This is a genomic window from Psychrobacter aquimaris, from assembly GCF_016107525.1.
Lineage (GTDB): Bacteria > Pseudomonadota > Gammaproteobacteria > Pseudomonadales > Moraxellaceae > Psychrobacter > Psychrobacter aquimaris.
Genome location: NZ_JABASR010000006.1, coordinates 139,672 through 152,934, shown reverse-complemented (window position 1 = coordinate 152,934; position 13,263 = coordinate 139,672). Strand labels below are relative to the sequence as shown.

The following is a 13,263-nucleotide window of genomic DNA, read 5'->3' as shown; positions in this document are numbered from 1 at the left end:
ACTGATAATTAAAAAATTACTGCTAACTAAAAATCATTGCCGCTGACGGGTTGTTCAAGCAAGCCTGAGACGATAGCTGATACCTTGCCCCTCACTCATATTTTATAAGGACATATTCATGCCACATTTAACCATTCAAATGACGCCCAATGTCAGTATTGCTCATGAAGAATCATTTCTTAAAGCGTTAAATAAAGCATTATGGGACAGTGGTCAGTTTAAACAGCCTGCTGAAATCAAAACACGTATCGTGCCTATTGAGACATTTTTGGTGGGGGTTGAAGATGATGAGCAGGCGTCTGGCTTTATTTATGCGAATCTAAAGCTCATGAGTGGTCGTGATATGGTCGTTCGCAATCAGCTCGCTGAGCTATTGACGGTAGTCATAGAGAATACGCTGAGTGAACAGCAGTCAGGGCGCGCAGCGTTACAGATATGCGTAGAAGTTGAAGAGATTAGCGCGGTGTATCATAAAAAAATGCTGGGTAGCTAAAAATGTGAATATCGTCCAAAGTGACTACCCATAAATCGCTATAAGTACTCACATAGCGATTTGCTGGCATACTGGGGTAATATCATCACTTCGACTTTATAACCAGCCGTTTTACCTTCAGTCGCCATCAAGTTGCGGGCAATACGTAAGCGATATTCTCCCGTTGTGGGCAAGCAGCCTTGATAAATGATACCGCCTTTGGTGCCATCTTGCGTACCATTAGGCATATGTAACACGCCGACGTTAGCAGTCTCGGGCGTGCCAGTAAGTGGTGCAATATTAATCACGGTATATTGATGACTGGTTGCATTAAAACGATACCACCGCTCATTTTCATGGGTGTTCAACTTGCCAGTGATGATGCTACTAATGGCGCCTTTTGCAAAGTGAAGAGGAGTATCGCTACTTTTAGCAATAGCACTGTTGGTGGCTATGCTGACTAGCGCGGTACTAACGACCAATGCTTGTATATATCGAGCGGCTAATGAAGCGGTCTTATAATGGGTTGGTAGCATGAGATACTCCTGATTTAGCTATCTACTATTTATTGTTTTTCGTCAGCCTGCTTTCAGTTAAACACAAAAAAGCGCCTAAATGATAGGCGCTTTTTTGTTGATTATTGATGCAATCTTAGTCTAGAAAAGCGAAGTTCTCAATTTCCATCGCTGTCATGCTATCGCTTGGTGCGACCATGGCTTCGGCGTGACCTGAAGTACGTGGCAGCAGCTTATCAAAATAGAATTCAGCCGTTTGGATCTTAGCTTTGTAGAATTCTGGTGATTCAGTGCCACCATTTTCAAGCTTGTCGTAAGCGACTGCTGCCATACGCGCCCAATGATAACCCATCATCACATAGCCTGAATACATCAAGAAATCGTCTGATGCAGCAGAGATGATCTCACGGTCTTTACGTGCCATTAGCATCAAGCGTACGGTCAGTGTGTTCCACTCAGCACATAGCTTGGTGAGCGCCCAAACAAATTTACGCATGTCTTTATCAAGCGCATACTCGCCACACCATTTCATGATGCTTGAGGTGTAATCGCGGATGATTTTGCCTTTAGACTGCAAGATCACTTTACGACCGAGTAAATCCAATGCTTGAATACCAGTCGTACCTTCGTACATGGTGGCGATACGAGCATCACGAGCAATCAGCTCCATGCCCCATTCTTTGATATAGCCATGACCACCATATACTTGCTGACCGTGTTTGGCCGCTTCGATACCTAGCTCAGTTAAGAAGCCTTTTAGGATTGGTGTGTAGAAACCCAATTTGTCATCCCATTTTTCAAACTCTTCATCATCACCGTTAGCGATACCCTGTGCCATTTTATCGGCATAGCGCGCAGAATGATAAATCATTGAGCGGCCACCTTCTGCAAAGGCTTTTTGGGTCAATAGCATACGACGTACGTCAGCATGGTTGATGATAGCATCAGCAACTTTTTCAGGCTCTTTCGTGCCTGATAATGTACGCATAGAACGACGGTCTTTTGCATACGGTAGCGCATTTTGGAATGACAGTTCAGTGTGTGCTAGACCTTGGATACCTGTACCGATACGTGCCGTGTTCATAAAGGTGAACATAGCTTTGAGGCCTTTGTTCGGCTCACCAATGAGATAACCAACCGCATCATCAAAGTTTAAGACACAAGTCGCTGATGAGCTAATACCCATTTTGTGTTCGATCGACCCACAAGTCACGCCATTACGCTCGCCAATTTCGCCTTCAGTAGTTGGCAAAAATTTCGGTACGATAAATAATGAGATACCGCGTGTGCCCTCTGGAGCATTTGGCAGGCGCGCAAGCACAATATGCACGATGTTTTCCGTTAAATCATGCTCACCGCTTGAGATGAAGATTTTGGTGCCACTAAGCTTATAAGAGCCATCGTCTTGCGGAATGGCTTTAGATTTAACTTGACCCAAATCCGTACCACATTGTGGTTCAGTCAAACACATAGTGCCAGCCCAAGAGCCTTCAACCAATTTATGTAGATAGGTTTCTTTTTGCTCATCGCTACCATATTGCATAATGGTATTGATACAGCCGGTTGATAGACCAGGATACATCGCCCAAGGCCAGTTCGCAGTGCCCATCATTTCAGACTTAATGAGGTTGATTGACATGGGCAAGTTCATACCGCCAAATTCCTCAGGGTACGAAATACCTTGCCAACCGCCATCTACGAACTGATCGTAAGCTTCTTTAAAGCCTTTAGGGGTGGTAACCACGCCATTGTCAAAATGACAGCCTTCTGCATCAGCTGGCTGGTACAAAGGGGCTAAAACGTTTTCAGCGAAGTCAGCAAAGCTTTGTAAAATCATATCGACCGTTTCAGGATCCGCATTTTCACCATTATCTAGGTCTTTGTAATGGGTTTGAAAGTCAAAAACATCATTTATTAAAAACTTGATATCACGTAAAGGTGCTTTGTAAGTTAACATAGTCGCTCTCTTTAATTATTCGCTATCATAGATGGTTAGCTCAGTAGTTGAGCCACGTTTCATACAAACGGTTGTTTAGTTTTAGAGATGAAGATAGACAATATCACTGATTGTCATACAGATTTGTTAAAAACAGCTCGTCCATTTAGATTACCGTTGAGGCGTCCCTGATAAAAAACAGCTGTTGTGGCGTTAATGTCAGTATAAATCTTCTATAGCGACAAATATATAACTAATAACAAATATTCATAATTTATATGTAAAATAAAAACATTAAGTTATTAATTGCCAATCAGATTTTTATTGATATTCATCGTTAAAGCGCTGTTTAATGAAATTTTTTTTAGTAGAAAATGATATTTAAGTGCATTGACGAGATAAGGAAAGCCAATTATGAGTGTATCAAAGCACGAGACAAAGCGAGTATCTTGGCTGACAGCGTTATTTGCTCGCATGAAGATTTTAATTAATGGGGAGCTGGCGCATCTGTTGACAGTGAACCGTAGTAAGAGACCGTGGCACATGCCGATTATTGCCGCGATCGCCATTAGTTTCCCTGTGTTTGTGGGTGCTTATTTTGATGCTTTATCGTCAGGTATTAAAGCATCTTTGGGAGCGATGGTTATTTTAAATACACCATTAGCTGGCAAGTTGCCCTATCGCTTGGTGACGGTGATGGCATGGGGCTTTGCCATGTCGCTGTGCTTTGCGCTGGGTTTGATTGCGCAGCATGTCCCCGTATTGAAATTGCCGATATTTACTTTAATGGCCTTTGGTATCATCATTCTTGGACGCTATTATCGTCAGCCGCCGCCAGCAGGATTGTTTATAATGATGGCAGGTGCGATTGCGTTATTTATACCACTGCCGTTAGAGGACGTTATGCCAGCTACGGGTCTGGTGATGCTGGGTAGTGGTTTTGCCTTGATCATGGCGCTGCTGTATTCGCTGTTTTTATTAGCGACGCGCCCGTCCAGTCCTACGCCCATTTATAGCTATGAGCCAGATACGATTAGTGAAAGTATTATTGTGGCTGGTTTTGTTAGCCTAACCTTACTCATAGCATTAACCCTGAATCTGACCAATCCATATTGGGCGGCAATTAGCTGCTTTATTATTATTCAAGGTATTCATTTACGTACTATGTGGATTAAGCAAATACATCGTTTGCTCGGCACAATATTGGGCGTAATTCTGGCGAGTTGGATGTTGTCTTGGGGGTTGTCGATATGGGGCATAGCGTTGGCAATCTTGATAATGATGCTCTGTATTGAAAATTTGGTTGATCGGCATTATGGCTTGGCAGTGATATTTATTACACCGCTGACGATATTTATTGCGGAATATGGCAGTGGTTTGCCGCTTTCTGAGCAAGCTTATTATGACGTGATTCGTGCCCGCTTGTTCGATACAGTGATTGGCTGCTTGGTTGGTTTGAGTGGCGGAGTAGTGATGCATTCAACCAATTTACGTGTACCACTAAGGCGTATGGAAAACTGGCTGCTGGCGCGCTTTGAATAAAATAAAAAGAGAGGCATTAAAGCCGCATGAGCTGAGTTCATGCGGCTTTTTCGATATAGATTTGCAGTTAACGACTGTGGAGAGTCTTGGTTGCTTGCACAACATCAATAGCGTGACCCGTCCAACGCTCAAAGCTTAGCGCTGCTTGCCCGATGAGCATGCCATAACCGTCCGAGGTCTGCGCGCCACGTGCAGAAAAATGCTGCAAAAATGGCAGCTCACGTCCATACATCATATCGTAAGCGTAGTGACCGTTTAGATTGTCGCTCAGTGGTAGCGTATCCGCTGATAAACCGATAGAGGTCGCATTGATGATGATATCAAACTGTCCGTCTAATTCAGCCGTGCGACAAGTTTCAATCTGCTGCTCATGAATAACAGGGCTGGCCGCGCTCAGCTCATCGACGAGTGCCGTTGCTTTATTTAACGTACGATTGGCAAGAGTAAGACTGGCAATACCTGCTTCAATCAATGGCAATATCACCCCACGTGCTGCCCCGCCTGCACCAATGAGTGCTACGCGAGCATCTTTTAGTGGCCAACCCAAACTTAACATGTGATTGACCAATCCTTGTCCATCAGTATTATCGCCATACAATGCTTCGATGAGTGGCACACCACTTTGTAACAGTGTTTTATTTAGTAGCAGTGTATTGACTGCGCCTGCAACCTTGGCGTGTTCAGACAGGCCACCGCGCGCCGCGCAGCAGTCATAAGCGATTTGTTTAAAAGGCACAGTCACATTTGCTCCAACACCGCCGCCCTGAAAGAATGCTTCGATAACAGCGGTAAAACTTGCTGCATCATCGGGACAATATTGACGCTGATAACTAATCTCAATGCCCGTCTGCGCTGCAAATAACGTATGAATTTCAGGGGATTTGCTGTGGGCAATGGGATTGCCGATAACGATAAAATGCTGGGTCATAATGGATTCGCTTGCAGTAAGAGGCAAAAATTGATTAGTAGAAAGGTCTTAATAGGCAATCATCATAAGGGATAACACTATGTTTGACAAATTGGCTCTCTAACGAGTAAACACTTGAATAGGTAGGTTTTTTGATAGGTTAGGTCTTTAACAAATCTGTACTGTCTGGGAGCGTTATCCGTAACGTAAAGGGTAGTCAAGTGTTAAGCAGTTGGGTAAACTAGAGAGTATGAAAATTTTATATTGATATTTTCGGCAGTTGCATAACTATAAGGAATTGAACTGTCAAAACCCAGTGATAAGAAAGCTTATTTATAAAATATATTGTCCATTATCAGCGGCCCATCTGCCTGCTCGTTAATACTATTTTGAGAATCATCTAAAAGTGTGAGTAAATTGCCCATGTTGAATAATAGCCTACAGACCCTCTTGGTCGGTACGATAATGGCAGTTGGTGTGTCGCTCAGTGGCTGTGATAGCAGTAAAGACGACGCCCAAAATCAAGGTGCCAATGCAGATATGAGCGAGCAAACCGTCGCTGACAATGCTCAAGCACAGGACAGTGCGGCGACGAATGCCGATCTAGACGGCGCTACTGCTCAGCAAGGTACGCAAGTGAAATATGACGTTTCGGGATGGGGTACTAAAAATGTAGCGTCACTGAACGTCGATGATTTAGATGAGATCAAAGCGACTTTTGGTAAGGTCATGAGCACTGATGAGAACAGCCTCGACTATGCCAGTAATCCAGCCGTCAAATATCGCTTTATGGATACCGATGCGCCGTATTTGGATCTGATTGATTCTGAAAAATATCTCGAACTTGGCTGGTACTTTGCCAATCCTACCGACTCCGATAAAGAAAAGGAGATAAGCCAAAACCATGCCGAAAAAGCGCATAAGCTTGCGCGTCAACTGGTGGGTGATGAGGGCGGACAACTGATTTCTGATATGCTTAGTGGTCAAATTATCAAAAATAAAGTCATCGGTGGACAAAAAATAGAACTGGCGAAATGTGAGTTCTATAGTTGTATGCTGGTCATCAATAAATCTGCTGCCCAAACAGATAATAAATAAGCTGTGCCAGCTATGATGCCGCTCAGTAATTGGCTATGCATACATCCATTAAGTGCTACGACGGATGGCTCAGGCACAGTATCATTAGACAATCGTGGATTGGCATATGGCGATGGATTTTTTACCACTATGGGGGTCATTGATGGGCAGATATTGTGGTTGACTCATCATCAGCAGCGCCTTATGTCCCATGCTGAAGCTTTACAACTTGAATTAGACAGTCATTCTGTATTGGCGATATTGCAGATGCATGCCGAGCAACTACAACAAGGCATGCTGAAGTTGATGGTGACTCGCGCCGTGCAAGATGTCCGTGGTTATGGCTATATGCCAACCACGTCTGGTAGCGCTTGTGAGATTTGGCTAAAATCCTCTGCGATGACCGTTGCTACGACTGAGCGATTACGCTTGCCTGATGGGTGCTTAATCCCGATGCAGCCTATCAGTTCTGCCATTTGCCTATCTTCGCAGCTTGCCTGCTTACCGCCACCATTAGCAGGACTCAAAAGCCTCAATCGCCTTGATAATGTGCTGGCAAGTGGTGAGTTACAAGGCATCAAAGCCCAAGTATTGGAAGACAATATCAAACCCAGCATCGGCGAAGGTCTGCTACGCGATATGAGTGGTCGTTGGGTTGAAGGTACGATGAGCAATGTATTTTATCAGTTGTCAGACTCGCCTTTATCAACACTATCATCAGAAAAAACGTCATCAGAAAAATTGTCTACGCTACCGCTTTATGAAGACAATGCAAACTATCTAATCACTGGTCAATGGTATACACCTTCGATGGCTCAATCAGGCGTGGCTGGTGTGATGCGGCAAGTTATTATCGACGCTTTATCTAATAGCAAACATCCCGTCATTATCAGGTCATTGCAAGATGAGGATTTGCCACAGTTAAGCAAGCTATTCTTTTGTAATGCACTGCGCGGTGTGATGCCAATGAACCGTTTGACTTTATTATCGGGTGAGGTGGTGAGATTTTAAGCGATTCTAATCGTATTTAAAAAGGGCAACCTAGAGCTGAACGTTATAACGAAAAGCGTTTAATATAATTTACGATATTGCCCACGACCAGTAAATTGAATGATACCTCTATCGCGTAACACTTGTAGTTGCTGACGAATTTTATCTTTAACATGATTGTTTTCGGGATGTTTAAGCTTTAATAAGTCGGCAAACGCATAAACTTGATTGAGAGAAAATCTATCTTCTAGTCTATCGATACATTGCCAAACATCTAACGTCCAACCACGTGAAGTCGTAGATTGCGCGCGTAAAAACAAAGTTTTTTGAAATTGCTCGGTGACATTATCGCGTGGTATAACTTGCTGGTTTTTAACCAAAAATACCTTTCCTGATTCAGGCACTTTACTCAAATCGATATTACAGCCGACCCAGCCTGCGCGTTTAGCACTGGCTGATAAAGGTTTGCGTTTAACAATCATATCCGGTTTAAAAAAATGCTTAGGGATGATTAAAAAGTTATTAACTCTGTATTCTGGCGAATAGGTTAAAAAGAAAAAGCTTGGATTATTGTCGCTATTGATACGCTCAATCATGGTGTTATAAGCGCCGTCATTGATAATGTTGCTTAACTTTGCTTGCTTACTTTTGAGCTCATATTGCTCATTACAATTTGCACAATAAAAGTCAGCGGCAGGTTGGTTATTAGCAAATTCAACCAATGGTTCGGAACTGCAATTAGGGCAGTAACTTTGCTTAGCAACCCAATCCTCACTCAACACTCTAATGATTTGACTAGGCGACTTATAATTTTTGGCAAGGTTTTGATTAAAATGTAGATTCATAACCAATTTTCGTTATTAGAGAAAAGTAAAAATACCAAAAGAAGTTAGTAATATTAGCCCATATAAGCAGGCGTAAATACCAAGATAATTGATAAGCTAAGCAAATACCATTGAAAATCGCACGGTTCAGTGCTAAATTCTAGCAAACTTCTGCCTCGCGAGTTGCCATGAGCAAGCCTACATCTGAAACGCCTCCTGAACGTCCTAATGAAACGCCATCGAATAGACCAGATAGCAGTGTTGAGGAGCGTGTCGATACCACGCTACCGGACGCGCAACCAGTGGTCGATGGGGTAGAGGAAGCGCCAGCGACAGATGTGTCACTCATCAGCGGAGATAGTAAGCCACGCACATATAAAGTGGACAACCAATCATTTTTTATGCAGCGTGGCTATCAGGTGTTACTGGTGTTGGCGCTTATCGCTGCGTTTTTCTTAGTGATGGTCTATCAGACATTGTTTGGGCGGATTGAGCAGCCAAAGCAAATGGTCACAATTGAGCAGGGTCAGAGCTATTACGGCCTACTGCCGCAGTGGCAACAGCAAATCCCGCTATTTTCTGCCACGATTGCCAAGCTTTATATGAAAACACAAGTCGATGGCCCCTTACATGCTGGTATTTATCGATTACCAGAAAACCCGACCTTTGCTGAAACGCTACAAGTGCTCACGCAAGGGGTAAAAGCATCGATGGTAAAGGTGCAAATCATCGAAGGCAGAACCTCTAAAGATTTATATCAGACTTTACGGGATAATAAAGGCATCAAAAAAGAGGTGCTGACCGACGATAGTGGCAATGATAGAGACAATGCTGGTATTGCTCAAGCGTTGGATTTGGTCGGTATATTGCCAAGTGAAGTGATCAATAGTAACGACCCTATCGTCAATCACAATCTTGAAGGCTGGTTTGCACCTGACACTTATTATTATGGTGAAGGCAGCACTGATAAGCAGGTACTGACCGATTTATATAAGCGTCAACAGCAAGTATTGACTGAAGCGTGGGAAAACCGTGCGCCCAATTTACCTTATAAGACGCCTTATGAGGCGTTAGTGATGGCCTCTATTATCGAAAAAGAAACCAGTGTGGCAGAAGAGCGTCCTTTAGTCTCTGCAGTATTTAGAAATCGCTTGGATAAAGGTATGCGGATGCAGACCGATCCGACCATCATCTATGGTATGGGCAGTCGCTATGACGGCAACATTCGCCGCAAAGACATTGATGAAAAAACGTCTTATAACACCTATCAAATAGATGGTTTACCACCTACGCCAATTGCCTTGCCATCTGCTGCCTCTATCGAAGCGACCTTGCATCCTGCAGATAGTGACGCATTGTACTTTGTGGCGACAGGTAATGGCGGGCACAAATTTACCAATAGCTTGGCGGCGCACAATCAAGCGGTAAAAGACTACCTAAGCGTCATGCGTCAAAAGAAATCGCAAACACCACCGCAGTAATTTAATCCTCTATCTTTTTTCAAACCTATCGTGAAATGAGCGTTATGCAACTGTCTATATAACGATATAACGCTCATCCATGACATAAGGTCATATCATGTCAGCATCTATACAAGACCACTTATCTCAAACAGTCCAGCCGAAAGCAAGTCAGCCCAAAATAATCAATGACATCGCGCCCAATCGAGGGCGCTTTATCAGTTTTGAAGGTACTGAAGGCGTAGGTAAAACGACCGCCATTGAGCAGCTGTGCACACGCTTAGAAGATAACAATATTGCGTATCTGCGTACCCGTGAGCCGGGTGGTAGCCCGTTTGCAGAACGTTTGCGTGCTATATTATTGGACCCTGCGACCGACATCAATGATGATACAGAGCTATTGCTACTATTTGCGGCGCGCTGCGACCATATGCAGCAAGTGATTTTGCCAGCGCTGCAACGCGGGACGTGGGTAATATGCGACCGTTTTACCGATTCCACCATTGCTTATCAGGGCTTCGGGCGGGCACATGGTGATGCGGTGGTACAAGTCAAAATTGAATCTCTTATCGAGCAGTTTGTGCCGCAACTACCCGAGTTGACATTGTGGCTGGATTTGCCCGTATTAGAAGGCATGGCGCGCGCCAATAAACGTAGTGCGGCCGACCGCTTTGAGCAGCAAGCGACCGAATTTTTTACTTGGGTACATAAAGGTTTTAGCGCGCTTGCGAATCAGCATCCCGAACGGATACAGCGTATTGACGCATCAGGCAGCGCCGATGAGGTGAGCGCGCGAGTATGGCAGACGGTACAAAACAGATTTGATGTTTAGTAACCGATTTTATAAAGTCATCACCTATCCAAATAAAAAGCCCCAACATTTCGTTGGGGCTTTCGTGTTTTATAAACTATTATTTTTTATAAAGTATTAAAGCAGTTGTCAAGATATTGTCAAAACTGTGTTAAATCAAAGCTGTGGCAACGATTATTTATCCTGCTTATTCACAGCTTTATTATCTGAAATTTCTTGAACATTGTCTTTGTTAATGTTGTCTTTATTAATATCGACATCAGAGCTTGCATTGGCTGTATTATCTTGACCAGAATCGGGTAGACGATTTGGATCAAGCGCGCCTTTCTTAGTTTTAGGTGCGTTGCCATTACCATTCGTACTGCTGCTGTTAGACACCTTATTCTTAGGAGTTGCCTTCGAGGTCGCTGTTGAATTAGCTGACATGACGCCTTTATTAACGACGTCAATAGACTCATCTTTTGACGCTATCACTTTGTCATTTAAGGTGTCTGGCGTGGTTTTAGATTCAGCACTGTCGCTCGAATGGTTTGATACCTCGTTATCTGCATTTTGCTCAGCGACTCTCTGCTCAGCGACTCTCTGCTCAGTGATTTTCTGCTCAGCGATTGTTTCTTTAGTGCTGTCGCTATCAGTGGTTTGCGCTGTTGCATCAGCACTATCATCGCTCAGCTCTTTTTCTTTACGCTTTTCAGGCGCTTTTGAGCTGGACTCAAAGCTGGCATCAGCAGCCATGCGCGCTTGCTCTTGTTTAGGTGTCACGTCGACAGGTTTTGGCTGTACTTCATCTTCCACCACCAGTGAGATGAGCTTGCGATCACGTGGTACGACACCATCAAACTTATCGGTAATGACGTGCAGCTTGCCTTCTTTGTCGATTGTATACAGCGGCACGAATTGCTTATTGTCAGCTTTGTATTGCTCAAAGCTGTAGCTGTCGGTGATGTTGGTAATCTTGATACGGGCTTTTTTCGATAGCATGCTGGCAAGTTTGGTATAGGTGACGTCTTTACCAAATAGCCACTGCGAGTGGAAGTTTCCTTGCTTATCATCGCGCTCGCTTTTGACCTTTTCGCCGCTGAATTTGAGACGGTACAATTTGCGCTCACCAAATTCATGACGATAATGAATTTCAGATAAGGTATTCATCTCTTTGTCCATACTCATGGCAAACAGACGACCGATACCAATCAAGTCAAGATGATGATCGGCGTGATCAGAGATAGGATTGCCAAAATAAGTACGCAGACCACTCATGCGTGCGCGGGCAATATTGGTGTAGTTATTGTGTGCGACAATGACATCAAAGCCCTGATCTTTTAGAGAAGTTGCTATCAACAGCGCAATGGGATTTGAGCCGACGATCAAGATACCATTGGTCTCAGGTTCACGGACGCCAAGCAAATTGCCGACTATTTTTGCCCCCAAGCCCTGAATCATAACTGTGCCAATAATGACCATGAATACTAAGGGCACAAGCAGTTCAACACCTTGAATATCATACTCTTGCAGACGAATAGCAAACAGTGATGAGATAGCTGCAGCGACGATACCACGTGGCCCAATCCAGCTAATCATCAGCTTTTCATTGGTCTTTAAGTTGGAGCCAATAGCCGATGCCCAAACGGATAATGGTCGCGCCACAAACATCACGATAGCAAGTAACACCAGACCGGCAAAACCAACGCTAAGTAAGCTTTCCAGCTCTACACGTGCTGCAAGGATGATAAACAGCACAGAGATAAGAAGAATGGTTAAAGATTCATTAAACTCTAAAATCGTGTCGCGTGGGAATTTTGGCCAATTCGCCAATGCCACGCCCAATACGGTGACTGTCAATAGCCCAGACTCATGCTCTAAATGATTCGATACTGAAAATAACACCAAGACAAAGGCAAGCGTAAATACATTGCGTAAAAACTCAGGAATCATATGCCGACGCATCAGGAAGGCAAGCAGCCAAGCGCCTGCCATACCAAGCGCTGTCGCTAATACTACGATTTTGGCAAACAATAAGATACTACTGGCTTCGCCGCCAGAGATGATATATTCATAGACCAAAACCACGGCAATAGCGCCGATTGGGTCAATGATGATACCTTCCCATTTAAGGATATTAGAGATTGTCTTATTGGGGCGCACACTACGTAATAGCGGCATAATCACCGTTGGACCCGTGACGCACACTAGCGCACCGAACAGCAAAGCAATCAGTGGATCGACATCGAATAAGAGATAAGTCGATAACGCCACGATAGCAATGGTGATAAGTACACCGACCGACACCAGCATTTGTACCACGGTACCATGCTGTTTAATCTCATCGAACTCTAATGTCAGCGAGCCTTCAAATAGAATGATCGCCACGCCCAAAGAGATGAAGGGGAACATCAGCTCCCCGAGCACCAAGTCAGGATCGAAAACACCGAGCACTGGGCCCACAATAATGCCAATCAGTAACAAAAATAAAATGGACGGTTGCTTCAAATACCAAGCCAACCATTGGGCGGCGATGCCAATCCCAACCACGCCAGATAATAATAGGGCGGTATCCATAAATTGATCCTTTTATAATCTTGTCGTATTTTATAGCTATCAACCGCTGTTTCAGAGTAACGGCTGCCAGTAGTATAGTAATAAGTTGACGCTACTCTCTATAGAGAAAAATCTCTATAGAACGTGAGCGACGACAATGGTATCCATCATGAATCACAACATGAGCCAGATAT

General features: G+C 44.0%; 11 protein-coding genes. 6 read left to right on the top strand and 5 right to left on the bottom strand.

Going from position 1 to position 13,263, the window contains the following annotated elements; translation table 11 throughout:
• Positions 1-118: 118 nt before the first annotated feature.
• The gene (locus tag JFC10_RS07260; RefSeq protein ID WP_193010961.1) at positions 119-493 is read left to right on the top strand and encodes a 5-carboxymethyl-2-hydroxymuconate Delta-isomerase; all 375 of its coding nucleotides are present in this window, start codon (positions 119-121) and stop codon (positions 491-493) included.
• Positions 494-531: 38 nt separating this feature from the next.
• On the opposite strand, the gene JFC10_RS07255 is transcribed toward JFC10_RS07260, so the two are convergent.
• Positions 532-1,008, bottom strand: a complete 477-nt coding sequence (locus JFC10_RS07255) for a hypothetical protein (protein WP_198332280.1) — start codon at positions 1,006-1,008, stop codon at positions 532-534.
• Positions 1,009-1,123: 115 nt separating this feature from the next.
• A complete protein-coding gene (locus JFC10_RS07250; RefSeq protein WP_198332279.1) occupies positions 1,124-2,944 on the bottom strand; it encodes an acyl-CoA dehydrogenase C-terminal domain-containing protein in 1,821 nt (606 codons plus the stop codon).
• 393 nt (positions 2,945-3,337) lie between these two features.
• Here JFC10_RS07250 and JFC10_RS07245 point away from each other — a divergent pair, with 393 nt between their 5' ends.
• Positions 3,338-4,465, top strand: coding sequence for an FUSC family protein (locus tag JFC10_RS07245; RefSeq protein ID WP_198332278.1), 1,128 nt, complete (start codon positions 3,338-3,340; stop codon positions 4,463-4,465).
• 67 nt (positions 4,466-4,532) lie between these two features.
• Here JFC10_RS07245 and aroE read toward each other — a convergent pair whose 3' ends face one another.
• Positions 4,533-5,393: a shikimate dehydrogenase gene (aroE, locus tag JFC10_RS07240; protein WP_193010964.1), complete on the bottom strand. Its 861-nt coding sequence runs from the start codon at positions 5,391-5,393 to the stop codon at positions 4,533-4,535.
• Positions 5,394-5,795: 402 nt separating this feature from the next.
• Here aroE and JFC10_RS07235 point away from each other — a divergent pair, with 402 nt between their 5' ends.
• Both JFC10_RS07235 and JFC10_RS07230 read left to right on the top strand, forming a co-directional pair.
• A complete protein-coding gene (locus JFC10_RS07235; RefSeq protein ID WP_198332277.1) occupies positions 5,796-6,470 on the top strand; it encodes a hypothetical protein in 675 nt (224 codons plus the stop codon).
• A 12-nt stretch (positions 6,471-6,482) separates the two neighbouring features.
• A complete protein-coding gene (locus tag JFC10_RS07230; RefSeq protein ID WP_198332276.1) occupies positions 6,483-7,460 on the top strand; it encodes an aminotransferase class IV in 978 nt (325 codons plus the stop codon).
• Between the two features lie 59 nt (positions 7,461-7,519).
• Here JFC10_RS07230 and JFC10_RS07225 read toward each other — a convergent pair whose 3' ends face one another.
• A complete protein-coding gene (locus JFC10_RS07225; protein WP_198332275.1) occupies positions 7,520-8,284 on the bottom strand; it encodes a DpnI domain-containing protein in 765 nt (254 codons plus the stop codon).
• A gap of 167 nt (positions 8,285-8,451) precedes the next feature.
• On the opposite strand from JFC10_RS07225, the gene mltG reads away from it, so the two are divergent.
• Positions 8,452-9,744, top strand: coding sequence for an endolytic transglycosylase MltG (gene mltG, locus JFC10_RS07220; protein ID WP_198332274.1), 1,293 nt, complete (start codon positions 8,452-8,454; stop codon positions 9,742-9,744).
• A gap of 97 nt (positions 9,745-9,841) precedes the next feature.
• On the top strand, positions 9,842-10,555 hold the full coding sequence (tmk, locus tag JFC10_RS07215) for a dTMP kinase (RefSeq protein WP_198332273.1): 714 nt from the start codon (positions 9,842-9,844) through the stop codon (positions 10,553-10,555).
• A gap of 153 nt (positions 10,556-10,708) precedes the next feature.
• On the opposite strand, the gene JFC10_RS07210 is transcribed toward tmk, so the two are convergent.
• Positions 10,709-13,090, bottom strand: a complete 2,382-nt coding sequence (locus JFC10_RS07210) for a cation:proton antiporter (protein ID WP_198332272.1) — start codon at positions 13,088-13,090, stop codon at positions 10,709-10,711.
• Positions 13,091-13,263: the final 173 nt, after the last annotated feature.

Bases quoted from the DNA above. Each gene is read 5' to 3' on its own strand.
- JFC10_RS07255 (WP_198332280.1), bottom strand. From the start codon at position 1,008: ATGCTACCAACCCATTATAAGACCGCTTCATTAGCCGCTCGATATATA.
- tmk (WP_198332273.1), top strand. From the start codon at position 9,842: ATGTCAGCATCTATACAAGACCACTTATCTCAAACAGTCCAGCCGAAA.
- JFC10_RS07245 (WP_198332278.1), top strand. From the start codon at position 3,338: ATGAGTGTATCAAAGCACGAGACAAAGCGAGTATCTTGGCTGACAGCG.
- mltG (WP_198332274.1), top strand. From the start codon at position 8,452: ATGAGCAAGCCTACATCTGAAACGCCTCCTGAACGTCCTAATGAAACG.
- JFC10_RS07210 (WP_198332272.1), bottom strand. From the start codon at position 13,090: ATGGATACCGCCCTATTATTATCTGGCGTGGTTGGGATTGGCATCGCC.
- JFC10_RS07235 (WP_198332277.1), top strand. From the start codon at position 5,796: ATGTTGAATAATAGCCTACAGACCCTCTTGGTCGGTACGATAATGGCA.
- JFC10_RS07260 (WP_193010961.1), top strand. From the start codon at position 119: ATGCCACATTTAACCATTCAAATGACGCCCAATGTCAGTATTGCTCAT.
- aroE (WP_193010964.1), bottom strand. From the start codon at position 5,393: ATGACCCAGCATTTTATCGTTATCGGCAATCCCATTGCCCACAGCAAA.
- JFC10_RS07230 (WP_198332276.1), top strand. From the start codon at position 6,483: ATGATGCCGCTCAGTAATTGGCTATGCATACATCCATTAAGTGCTACG.
- JFC10_RS07225 (WP_198332275.1), bottom strand. From the start codon at position 8,284: ATGAATCTACATTTTAATCAAAACCTTGCCAAAAATTATAAGTCGCCT.
- JFC10_RS07250 (WP_198332279.1), bottom strand. From the start codon at position 2,944: ATGTTAACTTACAAAGCACCTTTACGTGATATCAAGTTTTTAATAAAT.